Source organism: Clostridium sardiniense, assembly GCF_050584765.1.
GTDB classification, from domain to species: domain Bacteria; phylum Bacillota; class Clostridia; order Clostridiales; family Clostridiaceae; genus Clostridium; species Clostridium sardiniense_A.
On the sequence record NZ_JBNOOR010000003.1, the window covers coordinates 162,932 to 184,638 of the forward strand.

Annotated in this window: 16 protein-coding genes; 5 read left to right on the plus strand and 11 right to left on the minus strand. The window is 28.4% G+C overall.

The features are described from left to right. Positions 1–53: 53 nt before the first annotated feature. Positions 54–1,130 (minus strand): AI-2E family transporter, encoded by a 1,077-nt coding sequence (locus ACQPUW_RS14595; protein ID WP_430838226.1) that lies wholly within the window; start codon positions 1,128–1,130, stop codon positions 54–56. Between the two features lie 63 nt (positions 1,131–1,193). Further along, complete coding sequence (ybaK, locus tag ACQPUW_RS14600; protein WP_430838227.1) at positions 1,194–1,664, minus strand: Cys-tRNA(Pro) deacylase; 471 nt, start codon at positions 1,662–1,664, stop codon at positions 1,194–1,196. A 161-nt stretch (positions 1,665–1,825) separates the two neighbouring features. On the opposite strand from ybaK, the gene ACQPUW_RS14605 reads away from it, so the two are divergent. Continuing rightward, complete coding sequence (locus tag ACQPUW_RS14605; RefSeq protein ID WP_430838228.1) at positions 1,826–2,347, plus strand: hypothetical protein; 522 nt, start codon at positions 1,826–1,828, stop codon at positions 2,345–2,347. A gap of 42 nt (positions 2,348–2,389) precedes the next feature. Here ACQPUW_RS14605 and ACQPUW_RS14610 read toward each other — a convergent pair whose 3' ends face one another. Next, positions 2,390–3,301: a CPBP family intramembrane glutamic endopeptidase gene (locus ACQPUW_RS14610; protein ID WP_430838229.1), complete on the minus strand. Its 912-nt coding sequence runs from the start codon at positions 3,299–3,301 to the stop codon at positions 2,390–2,392. 328 nt (positions 3,302–3,629) lie between these two features. Here ACQPUW_RS14610 and ACQPUW_RS14615 point away from each other — a divergent pair, with 328 nt between their 5' ends. Both ACQPUW_RS14615 and ACQPUW_RS14620 read left to right on the plus strand, forming a co-directional pair. Continuing rightward, on the plus strand, positions 3,630–4,841 hold the full coding sequence (locus ACQPUW_RS14615) for a multidrug effflux MFS transporter (protein ID WP_430838230.1): 1,212 nt from the start codon (positions 3,630–3,632) through the stop codon (positions 4,839–4,841). A 447-nt stretch (positions 4,842–5,288) separates the two neighbouring features. Then, entirely contained in the window at positions 5,289–6,695 is a 1,407-nt protein-coding gene (locus ACQPUW_RS14620; RefSeq protein WP_430838231.1) for a C69 family dipeptidase, read from the plus strand. 348 nt (positions 6,696–7,043) lie between these two features. Here ACQPUW_RS14620 and ACQPUW_RS14625 read toward each other — a convergent pair whose 3' ends face one another. Next, the gene (locus ACQPUW_RS14625; protein ID WP_430838232.1) at positions 7,044–8,354 is read right to left on the minus strand and encodes a sodium-dependent transporter; all 1,311 of its coding nucleotides are present in this window, start codon (positions 8,352–8,354) and stop codon (positions 7,044–7,046) included. A gap of 568 nt (positions 8,355–8,922) precedes the next feature. Between ACQPUW_RS14625 and ACQPUW_RS14630 the strand changes: the two genes are divergently transcribed. Then, a complete protein-coding gene (locus ACQPUW_RS14630; protein ID WP_430838234.1) occupies positions 8,923–10,512 on the plus strand; it encodes an ABC-F family ATP-binding cassette domain-containing protein in 1,590 nt (529 codons plus the stop codon). A gap of 38 nt (positions 10,513–10,550) precedes the next feature. On the opposite strand, the gene ACQPUW_RS14635 is transcribed toward ACQPUW_RS14630, so the two are convergent. The 7 genes from ACQPUW_RS14635 to ACQPUW_RS14665 form a co-directional block, all read right to left on the minus strand. Further along, positions 10,551–12,740 (minus strand): cellulose biosynthesis cyclic di-GMP-binding regulatory protein BcsB, encoded by a 2,190-nt coding sequence (locus ACQPUW_RS14635; protein WP_430838235.1) that lies wholly within the window; start codon positions 12,738–12,740, stop codon positions 10,551–10,553. Positions 12,741–12,755: 15 nt separating this feature from the next. After that, the gene (locus tag ACQPUW_RS14640) at positions 12,756–14,006 is read right to left on the minus strand and encodes a glycosyltransferase (RefSeq protein WP_430838236.1); all 1,251 of its coding nucleotides are present in this window, start codon (positions 14,004–14,006) and stop codon (positions 12,756–12,758) included. A gap of 10 nt (positions 14,007–14,016) precedes the next feature. Next, entirely contained in the window at positions 14,017–15,360 is a 1,344-nt protein-coding gene (locus ACQPUW_RS14645; RefSeq protein WP_430838237.1) for a DUF2334 domain-containing protein, read from the minus strand. Further along, complete coding sequence (locus ACQPUW_RS14650; protein WP_430838238.1) at positions 15,350–16,201, minus strand: GGDEF domain-containing protein; 852 nt, start codon at positions 16,199–16,201, stop codon at positions 15,350–15,352. Before ACQPUW_RS14650 ends, ACQPUW_RS14645 begins: the two co-directional genes overlap by 11 nt. A 3-nt stretch (positions 16,202–16,204) precedes the next feature. Continuing rightward, complete coding sequence (locus ACQPUW_RS14655) at positions 16,205–17,698, minus strand: hypothetical protein (RefSeq protein WP_430838239.1); 1,494 nt, start codon at positions 17,696–17,698, stop codon at positions 16,205–16,207. A gap of 182 nt (positions 17,699–17,880) precedes the next feature. After that, entirely contained in the window at positions 17,881–18,666 is a 786-nt protein-coding gene (locus ACQPUW_RS14660; RefSeq protein WP_430838240.1) for an HAD-IIB family hydrolase, read from the minus strand. An 81-nt stretch (positions 18,667–18,747) separates the two neighbouring features. Further along, entirely contained in the window at positions 18,748–20,502 is a 1,755-nt protein-coding gene (locus tag ACQPUW_RS14665) for a ferredoxin hydrogenase (RefSeq protein ID WP_430838241.1), read from the minus strand. A 298-nt stretch (positions 20,503–20,800) separates the two neighbouring features. Here ACQPUW_RS14665 and ACQPUW_RS14670 point away from each other — a divergent pair, with 298 nt between their 5' ends. After that, positions 20,801–21,691 carry a phosphatidylserine decarboxylase gene (locus ACQPUW_RS14670; protein ID WP_430838242.1) on the plus strand — a complete coding sequence of 297 codons (891 nt, stop codon included), beginning with the start codon at positions 20,801–20,803 and terminating at the stop codon, positions 21,689–21,691. The last annotated feature ends 16 nt before the right edge of the window (positions 21,692–21,707 follow it).

Sequence of the window (21,707 nt, forward strand, 5' to 3'; positions counted from 1 at the left end):
CTATCTAATAATTCTATGATTATTAGATAGTTATTTATTATATATATTATTTTCTAATTGAACTTTTTATCTATAATTTTTTCATAAGATATGTAGCCATTATCCCTTAAATTCTTCAAAATCACTTTTAGTAGTGAATATATAGGAACTATACAAAAAGCTGCTATAGGACCTCCAATTGCAGCTGCTCCTACCACTAAAAATATATCCGTTATCGGATGTATCTTCATTGCCCTTCCCATTATAAATGGTACAACTACCCTACCCTTTAAAGTCTGAGCTATTATAAATAATATAGTAAGCTTAATTATCATATCTAATCCCATAGATGCTGCAAGTATGTATGGAATTATCATAGATATAAAAAAACCAACGAAAGGTATAAATGCTAATACAAATGTTGATCCCGCTAGAAATAATGCACCTGGCATCCCTATTATTTTATATCCTATAAAGACCATTATTGCTAAGGATAATGCTACTGTAGCCTGACCTATTATATAGCTTGATAATACCGTATCACTTTCAGATAGTATATTATCTGCAATATCCTTATATTTCTTAGGGCAATATTTAAGTAAATGAGGCTTAAATTGATCTCCATCTCTCAATAAGAAAAATGTTATTAAAACAACAAGTATAACATTTGAAAATATCATCATTCCCTTATTAAATATGCCACCTACATTAGCTAATATTAAATTAACATATCTTATAATTTGATTAGCAAATCCATCTGTAAATACTTTTAATTGACCATCATTAAAACCTTTTTCTGCAAATTCTCTTATATTATTTTCCATTAATATTGAATTTATAATTTGCCTTAATTGTATTATTTGCTTTATAAAATATTCTCCAAAGTACTTTGCTATACCTGATAGTACAAATATAAAAATAACAAGTGTTAAAGCTGTTGCCATAGAACGCTTTAATCCCTTTCTTATAAATATCTCATTTAATGGTTTCAATATATAAAATAAAAAAACGCCAAATACCATTGGTGTGAATATAACCAAAATAAACACATCCATAAATTCATCTATTACTTTAAAGTTTCCAAGGATATATAATAAAATTACTATTAAATTAGCTATAATTAAGTAAGATATAACCCTCTTTGTTTTCATAATAAACTCTCCTTTTTCATTATAAGGTTAGTTTATCCAAGTTAACTTATACCATACATACTACTATTTTATTACATCTTCAAAATTTACTCTAATTGCTTTTTCTATATCTTTTGGATTCATCTCTATCTGAAGTCCTATCTTTCCACCACTAAAGACTATCTTCTCTAGCTCTAGTCCTTCCTTTTGTATAAATGTTTTATACTGTTTTTTCATCCCTATAGGAGAACAGCCCCCTCTTATGTAACCAGTTAATTTATTTATATCTTTAACATGTATCATTTCAACTTTTTTCTCTCCTGATACCTTTGCAGCCTTCTTCAAATCTAATTCCTCAAGTACAGGAATAACAAATACATAAAGATTTTTTGAGTTACCAATTGTAACTAATGTTTTATATACTGTCTTTGGATCTTGACCTGTCTTTTCTGCAACTGAAGCTCCATCTATATGACCATCTGAGCAGTCATACTCCAGTGCATTATATTCTATTTTATTCTTGTCTAATATTCTCATTGCATTAGTCTTTTGCATAATAATCACTCCATTTTTAAAATCTCATATATTTATTATACACATTATTTTTGAAATCTTATATTTTCCTTAATGTAACCTTAAATATTCCTTTTTTTAACCCTTTTGTTGTTAATTAGATGCTAGACATGCTCTATACTATATTTATAGGGGGTGATTTTTTGAAGAAATTAATTATAGTTCTTGTATCAACTGCCATTATTTTTTTATTCGCTTTTGAACATGAGTATATCCCTAATGAAAGTTCAAATAAAGAAGTTAATTTTATCTCTTATAAAAGACTAGATAATATTATATCTAATTACTTAAAAAAAGATTATAAAAATAGGAACTTTCCTAATTCAAATCAAATATTTTTATCATATGATATCGTCGGAAAAGAAGTTAAAAACAATGTACTTCTTGCTTATATAACATACTCTCTATCTGGATATAAAGTTGATAAGAATATAGCGAAAAACATGTCTAATGAAGATTTCAATGGAGTAATATCTATTTCAAAAAGTGATAAAGACTTTATTGTTACTGATTTTAAATCTATCTCTCATAATCAAGATATTAAAACTATATTTCCAAAAGAATATATTTTGAAAACTAAAATTAATCCTAATCTTAAACATCGTGAAATAATAAAAGAAAAACTACATGCGTGGCAAAGTATAGATAAGATCACAATAGAATAAGCTAACTTATATTTTAAAATATAGGTTAGCTTATTTTTAAATCTATCTCTTTAATTTATTTTTTCTCATAAGTAAATATCCTAAAACAGCTATTCCAACAGCCAATATTAAAGTAACTATAAAACCACCCTCTGGTCCGAATGTTCCACCATTAATCAAATTATTTTCTAATATTTCTGTATTTATAATACTTCCTACACCTGCCTCTGTACCACTTACTAAAAATCCGAATATATTTCCTTGAGCAAAATTCCAAGCACTATGTAATGCACATACCCCCCAAAGGCTTTCCTCATAAATTGCATATATAGCAGCAAAAATTCCAAATAATATTAAGTTTACTATAGCAAGTGGTGCTACACCTGGATTTCCAAGATGAAGTACTCCAAAATATGATGATGATATTATTATTGCAACTATAGGTGAAATTTTAACTCCTAAGACTGGCAACATATGACCTCTCATCATAATTTCTTCTGATGCACCTTGAATAATCCAAGCTATAATCATAAATATAAATGGTATTAAAAAAGAAGCGTCTAAATTTTTATTAAGTATAAACTTCCCATCACCAATAGCAACTATTAAAACAGCGACTATAAAAATCATTAAAATTCCTATAAGAAATCCCCTTATGTATTTAAATACAGCATTATCTTTAAGTGAGAATCCCATAGTAACTATTTTTCTCTTTTCTTTAAATTTAACTATTAGGAAATATACTATAATTACTGAACCTGTTGATATCATAAGACCTAAAGGCTTATTTATAGAAGCAAATGCTCCAATTCTCCATATTCCTGAAAGTTTAATAATCATTGTAATTAATATAACTATAGGTAGTGCTAAGAATGACACCATTATAGGAAGTAATAACGTAAATATAATTCCAGATGGTTTCCCATCCTTAACTTTTTTAAATAGGCTTTCATTTGAATTAAATAAATTTCTCAAAATAAACTATATCCCCCTTTTATGTTTAATTTATTTAACAGCTACAGCTATTACATATCTATCATTTATATCTATTCCTTTGTTAATTTCCTATACTATTATTTTATATATAAATTTACTTATAAATTCTTAAGAAATTATTTTTAATATTTTGAAGTTATGGAGGAGAAAGTAAATATAGACCTTTCCTTACATTGACTTATATTTAATTTGATATTATCATTTCTTTATGCAATAACTTAGGCATTTACATTATTAAGCCATTATCTAATGTAAATGTCTAAGTTCTTGTTTTTTAATATAACATTAAATACACAGGGAGATTTAAATGAACACAGAAGAAAAAATCAATAATACTCAAAAATTCTTAGGAGATAAAGGTTTTATATTATTTATTGGATTTTTAAGCGCCTTTGTCCCTATGTCTACTGACCTCTATCTACCTGCATTACCTAAAATGGTAGATACTTTTCATACAGATGTAAGTACATTAAACCTAACAATAACATTTTTCTTTATTTTCTATGCAGTTGGTATGTTATTTTGGGGACCATTAAGTGATAAATACGGAAGGCGTAAAATTCTTTTAATAGGAATGACTTGTTACTGCATAGGAAGTTTTTTATGTGCAAATTCAAGTAGCGTTGAAACACTTATAATATCTCGTATAATTCAAGCTATAGGTAGTGGTTCTGCCGTATCAGTTTCTACTGCTATGATGAAAGATGTCTATACTGGCAAAAAATTAGTCGCTATGTTAGCTTTAGTTCAATCAATAGCGATGACTACACCAGTTATTGCTCCTTCAATAGGTGCACTTATATTAAAATATTCTTCATGGCACGGAATATTCTGGACTTTAACAATTGTTAGTGTAATTGGTATAGTTGGTGGAATTTTATTAGAAGAAACTTTAATAACTTATAGCACTCAAAAAATATCTAAAGTTTTTGGTAATTTAAAAGTTGTTAGCAAAAACCCAGGATTTTCATTACTTATGCTTATATTTTCAATAACATCAATACCACTTATGGCCTATATAACTATGTCATCTTATATTTACATTGATGGCTTTGGTTTAAAAGATGATGTTTATACTTACTTCTATTCTTTTTCTGCTATATTTTTAATTATAGGACCAATGCTCTATGTTAAATTAGCAAAAAAATTTAAAAGTAATAACATTATGACTGTAGACTTTATAGTTTTAATTTTAAGTGGAATTTTATTAATTTCAGTAGGAAATAAATCACCATATATTTTTGCTATTTCATTAGTTCCTGCTATGCTTTGTGGTAATATGCTAAGACCACCTAGTACGAATTTAATGTTAGCTCAGCAAGATACCAACATAGGCTCAGCTTCTTCTCTTATAAGCTTCGCAAATACAATAATGGGTAGTGTTGGAATGTTTATTATAACTTTAAATGTAGGAAATAAAATAGTAGCCATTGGCGCTATGTATTTGATTATTGCTATAATTAGTTTGACTTTATGGATTTTATTACATAAAAAACCATTTATAAAACAAGTATACTAATCTTTAAAATAAAAGCTAGGAATTAATTCCTAGCTTTTTAATTTATATAAACACTTAATTTTTATAACTTCTATAAAAATTATCTAAGTAATTATATATGTTTAGTTTAAAACCGTTAATTATAATTACTTTAAATTACTATTTAACTAAAGTACACTAAATATTTTTTAAACATTCCACAACTATTATAACATCTTCAATATTAAACATAATTCATTAAGCTTTTTATAGTATCTATTTTAAAAAGTATATTAAACGTTATAAATAAGCACTTTAGATATCAATAATTAAAATTTAGAAAGATTTACAAAATAGGCCAAAAGTATATCATATGAATTATAGAGTATCTTGAAAATGTTACTATGTAATATAAAATATGTAAAATTAACATCTTATTTCATTATTAAAACTTATTAACTAAATTAAAAAACTTAGGAGGAATGTATTATGTGTACAACTGTTTTAGTAGGAAAAAAAGCTTCAATTGATGGTTCAACAATTATCGGTAGAAATGATGATACTTTTGCACCTTATAATCCACAAAAATTTTATGTTCAAGCATCCAATAAAGAACAAAGCGGTACTTACGCTTCTAATCAAAATGGATTCAAAGCAGAGTTACCTAAAGTCGCTTATAGGTATCAAATTGTTCCAAATGTAGACATTAAAAAAGAAGGCTTCTTTGGAGAAAGTGGCTTTAATGAAAAAAATGTAGGAATGAGTGCAACAGAAAGTGTTTATGCAAATGAACATGTACTAGCTTATGATCCTTTATTATCAGATGGATTAGCTGAAGATTCTATGATGCTTATGGTACTCCCTTACATTGATTCAGCTAAACATGGTGTTGAATATTTAGGTAATTTAATTAAAACACATGGTTCTGCAGAAGGAAATGGTGTTATTTTTAGTGATAAAAATGATGTTTGGTATATGGAAATAGTAACAGGACACCATTGGGTAGCTCAAAGAATACCAGATGATGCATGTTGCGTAATTGCAAACCAAGTGGCTATTGAAGAAATAGATTTTAATGATCATGAAAACTTTATGTGGTCAGAAGAAATTCAAGAGTTTGTAGAAAAAAACAATCTAAATCCAAATTTATCTGGATGGAACTTCCGTAAAATTTTTGGTACAAGCACAGAAAAAGATCGTCACTATAATACTCCAAGAGTTTGGTTTGGACAAAGATATTTTAATCCAGATATTAAACAAGAACCAGGTTCTAATGATTTACCATTCATTTTTCATGCAAATAGAAAACTTTCTGTAGAAGACGTAGAATATATTTTAAGTTCTCACTATGACGAAACAGCATATGACCCATATGGCAAAGGAACAGAATCTGAAAAACTTTTATTCAGACCAATTTCCTTAAATCGTACTCAAAATTCTCATGTAATGCAAGTTAGAAATAATGTACCAGAAGAATTATCTACAATAATGTGGATATGTGTAGGTGTGCCTGCTTATACACCTTATGTACCATTCTACGGAAATTCTAATGACTCAGATCCAAGCTATAGTGATACAAAATTAGAATGGAATTTAACTGATGCTTATTGGATGTATCGTACAGTTACTGCTTTAGTAGAAGGTCATTACAGCAAATTAATCCAATCTGATATAGATTATTTAAAAGAATGTCGTGAATTATTAATTAGAACTATTAATGAAACAGATGAAGCTGGTAAATACTTGAGGAATGAAGAAGCAACTAAATTCTTAACAAATAAAAATCATGAAATTGTTGCTAAAATGCGTGAAATAACTATGAAATACATCGGAGAACTAGTAGTTAAAAGCATTGACCTTTCAAAATTGACATTTGATATGGATAAAAATTTATAAAATCCATTTTACCTAAAATATTAAATTAAGAACTTAGTTACATTAAAAAATAAATTTAGCATAAATTTTTAAAAGTATTTTTTAATGTAAACTATTTTTATAATCTAAATTACATTTTAAAATCTAATTTAAATTGTAATTTAGATTAGACTAGTAGCAAAAAACAAAATAAAAAGCCACATAGTTCTATACTATGTGGCTAATATATAAAAATTCGAATAAGTCATTAAGCTCTAATCATAATAAATAAAAATTATCCCTAAAAACATCTTCTCTAGTAAAAGGAATTTAGTTTTATTTCTTTAGATTACTTTTTTCTTGTGATCAAATATACTTAAATAGCTATTTCTAACCTATCCCCCCATAAACAATGCCAAGTACTATTACGCATATTGTTGTTATACTAAATACATACTTACCCATAACTATAAATCCAGCACCAAGCTTTCTTTTAGCTCCAATGTTAACTTCTTCAAGGACATTATCTGCTCCATGCATGAAATAAAAGGCTACAGCAACTATAAGTGCTGCAATTGGTGATATAACTATTGTTATTAAATTAGTAAAGTTATCAAAACCGCTCATGCTCAAATTTAAAGGTATTGATAATATAAATCCTACAAGTGCAACAAGTATTGAGGCTTTTTTTCTTGTAATTTTAGTTTTTTCCATCAAAGCTTCAACTGGCCCTTCAAGCATATTTATTGATGAGCTTATAGCTGCAAAAAGTATACTTAAAAAGAATATAATACTTAATATATGTCCTCCTGGCATTGATTTAAATATTGTTGGCATTGTTATAAAAAGTAATGGTGGCCCAGCTTGCGGATCTAATCCAAAAGAAAATACTGCTGGCATTATTACAAATGATACTAAAAGTGCTGCTGATGTATCTAATATAGCTGTGCTAAATGCTGATTTTGGAATATCAAAATCTTTATCAATGTAACTTCCGTATACAACCATTCCGCACCCATTAAGGGAAACTGTAAAGAAAGCTTGACCTAAAGCCATAATCCAAGTTTCCGGCTTTAAAAGGTACGAAAAGTCTGGTGTTAGAAGGTATTTCACTCCCTCCATTGCATTAGGAAGAGTTAACGATCTAATGGCAAGTAATATAAATATTACAAATAATCCTGGCATTATTATTTTATTTATATTTTCAATCCCCTTTGTCACTCCAATATATACAATTCCAAGAGTTATAGCTATGGCTATAAAGTTAAAGAATATAGAACTGCTAGTTCCTGCAAAAGAATTAAAATAATTTGGTATATCTATTTTTGATATATTACCCGTTATACTCATACCAAAGTATTTTATTATCCATCCAATAACAATGTTATAAAACATGAATACTCCCATGAGTCCAATTGCAGGTATTAAAGAAATAAACCTATTAAACTTTATTCCTTTATCCTTAAGTATTTTACTAAGTCCAGTTGATGATCCTCCCTTAAACCTTCTCCCAAAAGAGAATTCTGTCATAAGTCCTATCGTCCCAAGGCAAAAGACAAATATGAAGTATGGTATTAAAAAGGCCGCACCTCCATATTGCCCAAGCCTGTATGGAAACATCCATATGTTCCCAAGCCCTATTGCCGCTCCTATACACGCCAATACAAATCCTACTTTACTACTAAATTTTTCTCTTTTCATTTTTTAATGTCCCCCTTCTTATCCTACTATCCTAATAATCAATATACATATCTATTATGTACTTGATGCTTAAATCTATATAAAAAAAGCCACATAGGCGATTTCTCTCCTATGTGGCATATTTACTACAAAAATTAAAAATACCACATAGTTATTTCGTCCTATGTGGCTAATAATATATTAAATCCGAACAAGTCATTTAACCCTAACCATCATAGATACAAACTTAAAGTTTCGACTAAAGTTTGTATCTATAATTTCATTTTATAAATACAAACTTTATCTATAATAGTTAAAGTAATATGCTATATTAACTTTTTTTACAAAATTGAAGTTAATGTAATTTTTCATGACTGATTCTCCCAACCTACTTTTTAATATAAGTTAATTTTACCATCATTATAAAAAACTTGTCAATATAAATTCTTACTATTGGTATGTTATCTAAGTTATTACTTTTACTAACTTTAGAGCCATTTACCTAATGTTTATTTTGTTATGGTATTTATTTTAATTTATATGTTATAATAGGCAGATAAATATATTTATGAAATGAGGTAGAATAAGATTGATAACTGTATCAAATGTTAGTTTAAGATATGGTGGACGTAAGCTTTTTGAAGATGTTAACTTAAAGTTCACTGCTGGAAACTGTTATGGCGTAATTGGAGCTAATGGTGCTGGTAAGAGTACTTTCTTAAAGATTCTTTCAGGAGAAGTTGAACCAAACACAGGAGACGTATCAATTGCTCCAAATACAAGAATGTCTGTTTTAAAACAAGACCATTTTGAATATGATGAGTTCGAAGTTTTAGAAACAGTAATTATGGGTAATGAAAGATTATATCAAATCATGAAAGAAAAGGATGCATTATATGCAAAACCTGATTTCACTGATGAAGATGGAATAAAAGCATCAGAACTTGAAGGAGAATTTGCTGATCTTAATGGATGGGAAGCTGAATCAGAAGCTTCATCATTACTTCAAGGACTTGGTATTGGTACTGATATGCACTATAAAAAAGTTTCAGAATTAACTGGTTCAGAAAAGGTTAAAGTTCTTTTAGCTCAAGCCTTATTCGGTAATCCTGGAATCCTTATACTAGATGAGCCTACAAACCATTTAGATATTAAATCAATAAACTGGCTAGAAGAATTTTTAATAAACTTCCCAGGAACTGTTATAGTTGTATCCCATGATAGACACTTCCTAAATAAAGTTTGTACTAATATAGCCGATGTTGATTTTGGTAAGATTAAAATATTTACTGGTAACTATGATTTCTGGTATGAATCAAGTCAACTTGCTCTTCAAATGTCTAAGGATCAAAATAAGAAAAAAGAAGAAAAAATTAAAGAACTTCAAGACTTCATTGCTAGATTTAGTGCTAATGCATCAAAATCTAAGCAAGCAACTTCAAGAAAGAAGTTATTAGACAAAATTACTTTAGACGATATCCAACCTTCTACTAGAAGATATCCATTCGTTGGATTTAAACCTGAAAGAGAAGTTGGTAATGATATATTAGTAGTTGAAGGCTTAAGTAAAACTATCGATGGTGTTAAAGTTCTAGACAATTTAAGCTTTAGAGTAAACAAAGACGATAAAATTGCTTTAGTTGGTGCTAACGAAATAGCTATAACTACATTATTTAAAATATTAAACGGAGAAATGGAAGCAGATAGTGGTACATTCAAATGGGGTGTTACTATATCAACTTCATACTTCCCTAAAGATAATTCAGAATTCTTCAATGATTGTAACCTATCACTTGTTGATTGGCTTAGACAATTCTCAGAAGAAAAATCAGAAAGTTACATAAGAGGTTTCCTTGGAAGAATGTTATTCTCAGGTGAAGAAGCATTAAAAGAAGCTTCAGTACTTTCTGGAGGAGAAAAGGTTAGATGTATGTTATCTAGAATGATGCTTTCAAATGCAAATGTATTAATGCTAGATCAACCTACAAACCACTTAGACCTTGAATCAATAACTGCTGTAAATAATGGACTTAAAGACTTTAAGAGCGTACTTTTATTCGCTTCTCATGACCATGAGTTCATTCAAACTATTGCAAACAGAATCTTTGATATCAAAGAAGACGGTAGCTTAGTTGACAGAGTTATGACATATGATGAATACTTAGAAACAATGAAATAATTAAAAGCCTTAGGAATTTATAACTCCTAAGGCTTTTTTTATTTTCTCTTAAATATATTCTTTACCTTATCTTCAACAGTATGTTTTTTATCTTTTTTATCTAATTTTCTATACTTATATGTGAACATTATTATTATAGCTATTACTAGTATTAGTATTAATATAAGTGTAGCCATTAAAACCTTTATATTGCCATCTAAATTATCTATTTTTTCAAATAAAGGTCTTTCCTTTGGAGAACTCATAACAAAACTTCTTATATTTCCATACTGATCTATAATCTCTGAATCACCAGTAAGTTTGAATGCTTTATCTGATGATGATAAGTACTCAGTTGATTCTCTTAGTAACTTATCGTTAGGCGATGTAAGCACAAGCATACCTAATTGATTATTAAATGGTGATTCACTTAATTGATATGTTGTTATTTGAGAACTAAAAGGAGCTGTTAAATATAATTTTTCATTTGACTCAAATGCATTATATCCTTTATTATATTTAAACCATAAATTATCATTTACTTCTTTTACAAATGGATTATTATTAGGCGTACCATATATTAAAAGATTCTTTTCTTTTTTTTCTTTCCCTACTTCCGAGCCTTTCTTTACCATTATGGTTCCTATATTATATTTTAAGTCCTTACCCCAATATGATACTATATTCCCTAGTGTAGTTAAATCATCTGATCCCATATTATCTGGAGTAACTATTAATACATTATTAAGTGCACCATCATTTATAAATGGATTAGGATAATTATCAAAATAATAATTAAGTTGCCTTGAATTTGGTAAGTATAAATAAGAATCTCCAGTAACTAGTGCCCATGGTGTATCTTCACTTCTCTTTTCACACCATACTCCTGGCATTTCTAAATCAAAGGCGACTTGAATATTTAAGTAACTTGTTTTCTTAATATCAGATGGAATATTTAGCTCTACAAAGTCTCCATTAGCATTTTCTTTAGTAAGTTTCTTGCTTCCTATTGGAACTCCATTTATATAAACAGTCACTAGTGATCTATCAAAATCTAAATTCTCCGAATACCTCATATTAAGTTTTATCTTTCCACCATCTGCAAGAATCCTATTTTTAGGTATGTAATATGATAAGTTCGCTGTTCTTCTAAAAGGCCCCTTTAAAAGAATCTCATTATTACCAAGTTCACTAAAAGTTATCTTATTTGAAGGCTCTGATGCAACATCTAATTCTTTGGTATTATCATCAACTATATATTGATCTTGATTAATCTGAGAAACTAGATTATCATTCATCATAAACCTAATTGACTTATTTAGCATATCTGGATTATTTGATACTAATAATAGTATCTTTGTATTTTCATTTTTTGTATAAGGTGATTGTTCCTCTTTTATTACTGACCCATTCTTAAAATTACCTGAGTCAACTTTATTAAAATAGCCTTTAAGTTCATTCGGTAGACTACTTTCTTCGCCTATATAAATTATGTTATAGTCCTTATAATCTTTTATATCAGAATACTTTATTACCCGCCCGTTATAATCACCATTTTTATATATGCTTCCAAGATATGAATTCATCATTAATGCAGATGCTACATCGCTATCTGTGTAATTGTCTGGCACTACAATTACAGTACCAGGATTTTTATCATCATTAACTTTTAAAAATGGATATGGGAAATTTGAAATATTATTATCTGAATCTATATTTTTATAATTTACTGTTACCTTAGAGCTATTGTATATATCAAGCCAATTTGCTGAATTCACATCATCAACACAAGGCAAATCAGTAACTCTTGCATATGCATTTACAGTAAACTTATTACTTCCTTCTTTAAATAGTTTCTTTGGTATTTTTACCTTTAGAGTTTGAGTTTCTTTTTTAGGATTGTATGCTATTTTCTCAGACGAGAATGGTATGTCATTTACTGAAAGAGTTAAATAACTTTCAACTCCCTTTTGAACAACTTGATTCATACTAAAATCTATTTCTGCCTCAACATAGTCTGTGTCCCACCATTTTTCTATATCAAAAAACCAACTATGAGAAGAGAATACGCCCTTAAATACTACATCAGAATCTATATAAAAAGTTTTTTTATTTGATTGGTTCGTAACTTTATTATTTTTAGGTGCTGCATTCGCAATATTATTATTTAAAGTAAATCCTATAAGAATGGTAAAGCTGAATATTAGTAATACTTTCAAAATCCATTCCGCTTTATTACGATTTTTCATATTATATCCTCCCATCTAAAATCTTTCTGTTTTATACCACTTAACTTCTCTTTTGAATAATATATCTTTAATATAATTATAAAATCCAAGTAGTGCTACAAAGGCCCATAGCTTACAATAGAAAAAATACATTAAGAATATAATGACTGTATTTTTAAATGTTAATTCACCTTTTTCTGTAGATATCGCTACCATTATAGATAATATAAACATGACTATTGCAATTAACCAAATTATCGCTCCAAATCCAGCTAAATTTAAATGGATAAATCCTGTCATTCCAAGTATAAATAAACCATCCGAAATAATACTTGCTGATAGGAATAAGAAATATGTCATAGCATAATAAAGAATATCAAACCTAGTAACACCAGCATTCCTTTTAAATAAATATTTGAAATTTTTTATTACAACATAAGTATTTCCTTTTGCCCATCTTGTTCTTTGTTTAATCCAAACCTTTAGAGTTTGAGGTTCCTGTTCCCACGTAACTGCAAGAGGCATAAATTTTATTTTGTATCCCATTCTATACATTCTAAAACTTATTTCTGTATCTTCCGTTATTGCTTTTGTGTCCCATCCACCCATTTCTTCTATTATGCTTCTTCTTATAACAAAATTCGTTCCTGGAATAGTGCATAAATTCAATAATTGCCATCTACCAGCCTGTGCCATCCATTGAAATGTAAGTGTTTCTATATTTATAAACCTTGTAAGAAGATTTCTAGATTTATTCCTACATCTAAATTTCCCAATAACAGCTCCAAGTCCATCGTCTTTTATAAGTGTCTGTACTAAATATTTAAGTGCTTTTTTCTCTGGAGTATTATCAGCATCATATATTGCAAGAATTTCTCCTCTGCTTTTTTCAAATCCAATATTTAAAGAATTTGATTTTCCCTTACCTCCAACTATATTATCTGTACTTATCACAGTTAAATTTCTATCTGGATTATTATTTTGTATTTCAGTTAATATCTCATGTGAATTATCGCTTGAATTATCATTAATGACTATAATCTCATATCTATCCTTTGGATAATCAAACCCCAAAAGAGATTGAACCGTTCTTCTAATTACCTTTGCTTCATTATGTGCTGGAACCATAACAGAAACAAAAGGATATTCTTTTAATTCTTCATCCATTTTAACTTTTAAAGTTTTAGTATAATAAACATATCCAGCAATCATCAATATAACATTTATAAATATTATTACCCATATAACTGCCAAAGAGTATAGAGCCAAATAATCAAATATATTCATACCATTCTCCTTATTTGAAGTACTTCCTCTTGTCTTTCTTCCTACTCAATATAACTATTATTAAGAAAATAATGCTTGAAGATACCGCTATTGTTATAATTATTTTTTTAGGCTTTTCAATGCTTATTAACTTTTTATTTTGCTCTAAGCCACCATTCTCCCCTACTGCTTTTGCAAAGTCATCTTGGCTTATAAAATTATTTTGAGTAACTGGACTTCCATCTAAAAAAGTACCACTCATCCCCGATGTTATTGTATTATTATTTATCTTCAATTCTATATTTAAATATCTTGGATCATTAAAATAGACCTCTGAATTACTAAGTTCATCTACAATATTTTTAAACTTATCATAAGGTATACTATTATCCACAGATATAGCAATATCTTTAAAATCCCGATATTTAATATCATTTATCTTTGTATAATCTACCTTATTTATAACATTATTAAATTTAATATTTTTAAAATGTCCAGGATTTTGAACCCCTATATCTTCATCACCACTTATAAAGATTGTATTTGTCTTTTCAAGAAATTGCTTCATATCGTCTCTATATAAAAAGAAATCTGGTATATCAAAGCCTAATGGATATATAAGATAGTTCAAATAATTTTGATATCCTATTTCACTTTTATTAATTATATCTTCTGAAGGCACTGACTTTTCCATAATATATGGACCGTGCAATATTACATATCCGCCTTTACATTGAGCGTACCTAAGTACTTCTGCAAATCTCTTCATTGCATTAAAATCTGTATTTTCAAATATAGGTATTGCACTAATAAAAAATTGAATCCCATGACTATTTAAATAATCTATTTTATTTACTAGTTCATTTAAATCTATAAAAGGATTAACATTATCCAACATAAAATATTTCTTATGAATCCATACTTCTTTTTCATTAAATGCCTCAAAAATCTTTTTTTGAGTAGAACTATTTAATGAATTTAAACCAATATGCGTTATATTAGATTGCCCTTTAAACTCATCATAATTCTTTCCTATCCAGAATATAATACCCTTAAAGTTTTTGATTTTATCCTTCAACTCTCTACTTAGACTATTATCATCATTACTTAATATAATTACACTACTGTTATCTCTAAATAACTCATCTTTAAAATCATTAAAGTTAACTATCTCTACTTTCCCGCCAAATGATAATGCCATTTCATTTACATAATTTAGGGTATTTTTATTTTCTCCATACTGAGTATAGCTATCATATAATATGATTATATTATTCAATGTTGAAGCAGAAGCTTTCCTTTGTGGAAGTACCCCAAATAAAACAGCTATAATAAAAATATAAAAAATATAATTTTTATATTTTTTATACATCATACTCAACCTCAGCTTCTGCTCTCCTTAAGAAATCAATTGGACCTTTTATATCTTCGCTCCAAGTCTTATATCCAACTTGTATTTCTAAGTTCAATCCCCCAAGTAAACTATCCTCATCTAAAACTATCTTATTTATTTCTTCCTTAAGTCTTTTCATTACTACTCTTGCACCTTCTTCAGTGGATAATAATATGTACGCAAAAGTTGAATCATTGATAATGTATTTTCTGTCTTCACCTCTTAATAAACTACTTATTCTACTTGAGGCGAAAGCTATGACATCTTTGTACCTCTCTTCTCCAAGAAACCCTTTTATCTTGCTGCTATGCTTTATATTTACAACCATCACAGTTATAGGAATATCTTTTCTTCTCCTTGTCATGCTTATATATATTGGTAGCTCATTCATAAAAGCTCTTGAGTTTCTCATGCCTGTTTCGTGATCGATCATTACAAGATTATTGTTTCTTTCTCTTAGTTCAGTTATCTCTTTTTGCATTCTAAAAATAAGACTTGATATATTAGATATTAATATAGCTGAAATAACAATAGAAATGATCCAAAAATATGTACTAATATTGATACTGCTCTTTCCACCTAATGCAAAATAAAGCTTTATACTCATATATACAAAGTCTACAACTAAGGATACTATTAGCGATAATGTTATATTTGTATAATAGGATATAATCATAACAATTACTAAAATTAAAAACATAATATAATTTTCAAAACTTGATTCTAGTTTTAATATATTAAATGTGATCCCTATTCCAAAGAAAAATACTATTAGTATAGTTACTGCTAAGTCTATTTTCTTTCTTATATCTAATGAACCCACTCTTTAAACCTCCTCAATGTCCTTTTTCTTTAATAAATTTAATACAAAATATAAAAGCATTATGTCCCAAGACATGTTATACATAAATTCATGCTTAGAAAGATCCGCATCTCCCGCTCCAACTAATGATGTTGCTATTTGGACTAACCCTATTAAGAATATATATAAATAAGCCTCTTCCATTAATCGCCCACTATCATCATCTTCATATATTGAAATCTTATATCTCTTAATAGATAAAATGAAAAATAATATTATATAAATCATAGATGCAATAAATGTTTTAGGTAAATATTCACTCTTAAATGTACTCCATCCACTAAAGAAATAGCATTTAGCACCTGGCTCCATTCCTGCACTTTTTTCATAATTTCCTTGTGTAACTGGCCTTATATAATAAGCATTTCTGAATCCTATATCAATCATCTTAAACATATCCTTCGGATGTGTAGCATAATAAAGAATTATTTTATCTATCGTAAAATGATCATAATAGGATTTAATAAGATCTTTATTCTTTAAATCAATTTGAGGGACATCTACAAAATATATTGTATTTTCTAGCAGTGAATACTGATTATTTATATTCATATCATCTAATATTTTATCTGCATCTCCTTCATCTAAAAGAATCCCTCTATTTAATGAGTGATATCTATTTATATAGTCAAAGTCTCCTTCTATTGATTTGTAAAAAAATCCTGCTCCCACAACAAAGGCTATTGCCATTACACAAGATAGTATTTTCACTGATAATTTATTTGTGTAATGAATTATTCTCCACATTAAAATCCCAAGTAATACACCAGTAGGCGCTAATTGCTGCTTAGCTCCAAAGAATATAAAAGATGTAATAAAAAAAGCAATTAAGTTATACCAAGTAAATTTATTAAACCTTATCATATAGAGTAGTATCCCTATACTTAATAAAAAGAATGGTATATTAACTCCTTCGCCATAGAAAGAATTAAAATATGCTATATAGCCAGTATTCATAAAAATAAATATGTATAATAAAGTTATTGTTAACTTAAATACTGGCCTTCTTAAGTACGATGTAAATACTTTTACTAGTATATAAGCAGCTATTGCATGAAATACAAGTAATATAGCTGACAAAAATCGAATATCAAATATTTTATTATTGCCAGTAATTAATTCATTTAACATAATTGCTGGCTTTATTAGAATAGATTGAGTTGATATAAGCATTCTTTTGTTATCACTATGATACTGATTAATACCGTAATCTTTTTGAAAGTATTTAAAATGCTCATCTTGCTGATCTTCTGGATTATTGTTTAAATAATGAAGATCATTTTGACTTATAATTCTAAAAAAGTCACCATTATTAGCCATGCCTATTAAAGGTTTAATAAATAATGTCATTGATCCTATAGCTAAAACTAATATTACAGCTAATACTTCGAATTTAACTTTAGCTAATATACTATCTGCTCTTATTGCTCCATTCTTAATACTATTAAATAATTTCATAGTAAAAAGCTCCTTCTCTATAATGCCTTTATTTAAATCATACTATTTTCCAAAGTATATATAGCAAATAAACATATATTTTTTATAAACATTTTTATACTTTTTATTGCTTAAATTGGATATTATTAAAGGTTAACTTATTTAAATGAGTTAACCTTTATATTCTTAAAATATCCATTTCATTATTTTATTATGTTCTCTACAATTTCATGGACAAAGTCTATATGATTCTTAGCATATTCTTTTACGCCCTCTTCTGCCCTATTGAATGTATAACTGTTATTAGTTATATTAAACATAGATACATCATTAAAAGAATCTCCAACTGTATATATATCATCAAAATCCTTATTTTCAAGTTTTAGTACCTCTGTAAGTCCATTTCCCTTTGATGAACCTTTTGATACTATATCAACAAAGAATTGATTTCTAAATATTCCAAGCTTATCTCCAAACATACCTATTAAGTTTTCTTTTATTTTTTCAGCTCTTTCTATTGAACCATCTGCTGCAAATACACTTAATATAAGTGCCCCACTTTTCAGTTCTAATATATCCTCTTTTGATGCCACATCAACATCTAATTCTGCAAAGAATTCAAGATTATTTAAATCAACACTAGGATTTTCAATTAAATTCATTCCATTTCCATTATCAAAATAAACCATTGTATTTTCTTCTTGTGAAAATTCTTTAATAATCTTTTCTACCACTTCAAAACTTATCATACTATTTTTTATAACCTTAAGGTCTTTATCTAGTATTAATGCTCCATTACAAAGCACTAAGTAATCAAATTCTAACTCATATTTTTCTAAGACATCTTTCATTCCTAAAAAAGTTCTTCCAGTGGATACAATAAATTTATGTCCTTCTTTCCTTAATCTCTTTATTCCCTCAATATCCTTTTGATTAATCTCTTTATCAACTAATAAAGTTCCATCAAAATCACTCGCTAGTATCTTCATATTACCTCCATAAATAAAAAAAATATATCTCACACTTACTATAGCATGAGATATATTTAAATTACAGATTATTCTACAGAATTATACAATTTCTTCTGATTTTTTATCTTTTTTCTTGTATTTAAGATGTAATAACTCATGAGCTTTTCCGTGACCTGGATGTCCCATATATGTTTCATACATCTTTAATAAAGCTTCATTTTCATGAGATTTTCTCTTCTTAAAGTTTTTATCTTGATTATATAAAACAGACGCTCTTACAGCTCTTACATTTATCTTTTCTCTATCTGTAGCACTTACATGTGGTTGACCACCACCATCTACACATCCACCAGGACATGCCATTACTTCGATGAAGTGGTATTGTTTATTATCAAGTCTTCCACTTTCAATGAATTCAAAAAGATTTGCTGAACCATTAACTACAGCTAGGTTATAGTCTTTTCCACCTATCTTTACAGTAGCTTCTTTAATTCCATCTAATCCTCTTACTTCATGATATTCTACATTTTCTAAGCTTTCATTTTCAACAAAGTCCTTAGCTGTTCTTATTGCAGCTTCCATAACTCCACCTGTTGCTCCAAAGATTACTCCAGCACCAGTGTATTCTCCCATTGCAGGATCTTGAACTCCGTCTTCTAAGTTAGCAAAGTCTATCTTTCTAGCTTTTATCATTTTAGCTAATTCTCTTGTTGTAATAACAGCATCTATATCTCTTAATCCGTTTTGTTCCATTTCTGGTCTATCAGCTTCATATTTTTTAGCTGTACATGGCATAACAGTTACTGTAAATACCTTTTTAGGATCAATATCAGCTAATTGAGGATAATATGTTTTAGTAGCAGTACCAAATATTTGTTGAGGTGATTTAGCTGTTGATAAATTATCTATAAGATTTGGATAGTAATTTTCAACTTGTCTCACCCAAGCAGGACAACATGATGTAAGCATTGGGAATGGTCCACCCGCTTGTATTCTTTGGATAAGCTCAGTAGCTTCTTCCATTATAGTCATATCAGCACCAAAGTTTATATCAAATACTTTATTGAATCCTAATTCTCTTAAAGCAGTATATAATTTACCAGTTACATCTACCCCGTAACCCATTTTGAATAATTCACCCATTGAAGTTCTTACAGCAGGGGCCATAGCAACTAATACGTGCATTTCTGGATCAGCTAAAGCTTCTTCAACTCTTTCAATATGTGATTTCTCTTCTAACGCGGCTACCGGACATGCAGATACACATTGTCCACATAATAAACAATTTGTATCATCAAGACATTTATTATCTGTTGGAGCTACCATTCTAGTTCCATCAAAGTTTGCTATCTTTATAGCTTCTGTACCTGATTTTACTTTACAGCTTGATTGGCATCTTCCACAAAGTACACATTTTGTTCTATCTATAGTAATTGATTTACTTCTTTCATCAACATATTCACTTTTATCTTTTGGTAAGAAAGGCGTTGTTGCTCTTCCCTTACTCTTTATAACTAATTTTAAGAACTCACAAGTTTCTCTTCTTGAACATGGTCCACACTTGAATTCATGTTTATTTAATAAAGCTGAAACTCTAGATTTCACTCTTTCTTGAACCTTTTCTGTGTTTGTTCTTATAACCATTCCATCTTCAACTTTTGTAAGACATGCTAGTACAAGGTTTGGTTTACCTTCAACTTCTACTGCACAAACTCCACACTTTCCAACATTTCCACACTCTTTTAAATAGCAAAGAGTAGCAATGTCATCAATCCCATTTGCTCTCGCTGCATCTAATATATTAGTACCTTCCGCAACTTGGATTTCCTTGTCATTAATAACTAATTTTTTCATCCTAAAAGACGTACCTCCATTAATTTAAATTTAAAACTCTCTTAAACAAAAACTTTGTTATAATTTTAACTTACAATAATAAAAATAAAATTTATATTATTAAGTATAAATTTATATAAAATATCTAATCATATTTAAACTACTATTAGATTTTAACCTATTCCGATGCTAATATCAATTGGAAGTTCCTATTATTATGTATCAGAATTTCCTATAACTTGCATTAACAAACGATTTCTACTATACTTTTATTATATTTACTAAGAAATTTCCAATAAAAGTAACAAAGGAGTAATTAATGATACTTGTATACAACAGAACTACAAAATCACATGAGGAAGAAAAGGTAGCTGGAAGAAAGTATTTAGAATGGTGCTATCAATCACCTGCTGGCAAACGCCTTACCGAATTATTAATTAAGAAAAAACTTTGCTCTAAAATGTATGGACTTTTCTGTGACACTAAATTAAGTACAAAGAAAATACCACAATTTATAGAAGATTTTAATATTGATATGGATATATATTCTAAGGAAGCTTCTGACTTTATAACATTTAATGATTTCTTTGCAAGAACGGTACTACCAAATGCTCGTCCAATTCCAGATGATATTAATAAATTAATGTCACCCGCAGATGGAAGACTCTTTGCTTATGAAAACATAGATATGAATGAAATTGTTCAAGTTAAGGGAATTACATATAGCTTAAAGGAATTGCTTGGAGATTCAAATGTTGCTAAAGAATATGATGGCGGAACTTGTTTAATTTTTAGACTTTGTCCAACAGATTATCATAGATATCATTTCATAGATTCTGGTATACCTGGACCAAATCACTTTATAAGAGGGAATTACTATTCAGTAAATCCTATAGCAGTTGATAAAATACCTAAGTTATTCTGTCAAAATAAACGTGAATGGTCAGTATTTAAATCAGATAATTTTGATGATGTACTCTATGTTGAAGTAGGGGCAACATGTGTTGGTAGTATAATTCAATCATACACTGTAGGCAAACACGTCAATAGAGGCGATGAAAAAGGATATTTTAAGTTTGGTGGATCAACAGTTATAGTATTCCTAAAAAAAGGGATAGTTAAAATCGATGATGATATAATAAATCAAACTAATTTAGGATATGAGACAAAGGTAGTTATGGGTGAAAAAATAGGTGCCAAAATACTATAGTAAAATAACTCAAGAT

Bases quoted from the DNA above. Each gene is read 5' to 3' on its own strand.
- ACQPUW_RS14635 (WP_430838235.1), bottom strand. From the start codon at position 12,740: ATGAAAAATCGTAATAAAGCGGAATGGATTTTGAAAGTATTACTAATA.
- ACQPUW_RS14595 (WP_430838226.1), bottom strand. From the start codon at position 1,130: ATGAAAACAAAGAGGGTTATATCTTACTTAATTATAGCTAATTTAATA.
- ACQPUW_RS14625 (WP_430838232.1), bottom strand. From the start codon at position 8,354: ATGAAAAGAGAAAAATTTAGTAGTAAAGTAGGATTTGTATTGGCGTGT.
- ACQPUW_RS14670 (WP_430838242.1), top strand. From the start codon at position 20,801: ATGATACTTGTATACAACAGAACTACAAAATCACATGAGGAAGAAAAG.
- ACQPUW_RS14660 (WP_430838240.1), bottom strand. From the start codon at position 18,666: ATGAAGATACTAGCGAGTGATTTTGATGGAACTTTATTAGTTGATAAA.
- ybaK (WP_430838227.1), bottom strand. From the start codon at position 1,664: ATGCAAAAGACTAATGCAATGAGAATATTAGACAAGAATAAAATAGAA.
- ACQPUW_RS14620 (WP_430838231.1), top strand. From the start codon at position 5,289: ATGTGTACAACTGTTTTAGTAGGAAAAAAAGCTTCAATTGATGGTTCA.
- ACQPUW_RS14640 (WP_430838236.1), bottom strand. From the start codon at position 14,006: ATGAATATATTTGATTATTTGGCTCTATACTCTTTGGCAGTTATATGG.
- ACQPUW_RS14615 (WP_430838230.1), top strand. From the start codon at position 3,630: ATGAACACAGAAGAAAAAATCAATAATACTCAAAAATTCTTAGGAGAT.
- ACQPUW_RS14655 (WP_430838239.1), bottom strand. From the start codon at position 17,698: ATGAAATTATTTAATAGTATTAAGAATGGAGCAATAAGAGCAGATAGT.
- ACQPUW_RS14665 (WP_430838241.1), bottom strand. From the start codon at position 20,502: ATGAAAAAATTAGTTATTAATGACAAGGAAATCCAAGTTGCGGAAGGT.
- ACQPUW_RS14645 (WP_430838237.1), bottom strand. From the start codon at position 15,360: ATGATGTATAAAAAATATAAAAATTATATTTTTTATATTTTTATTATA.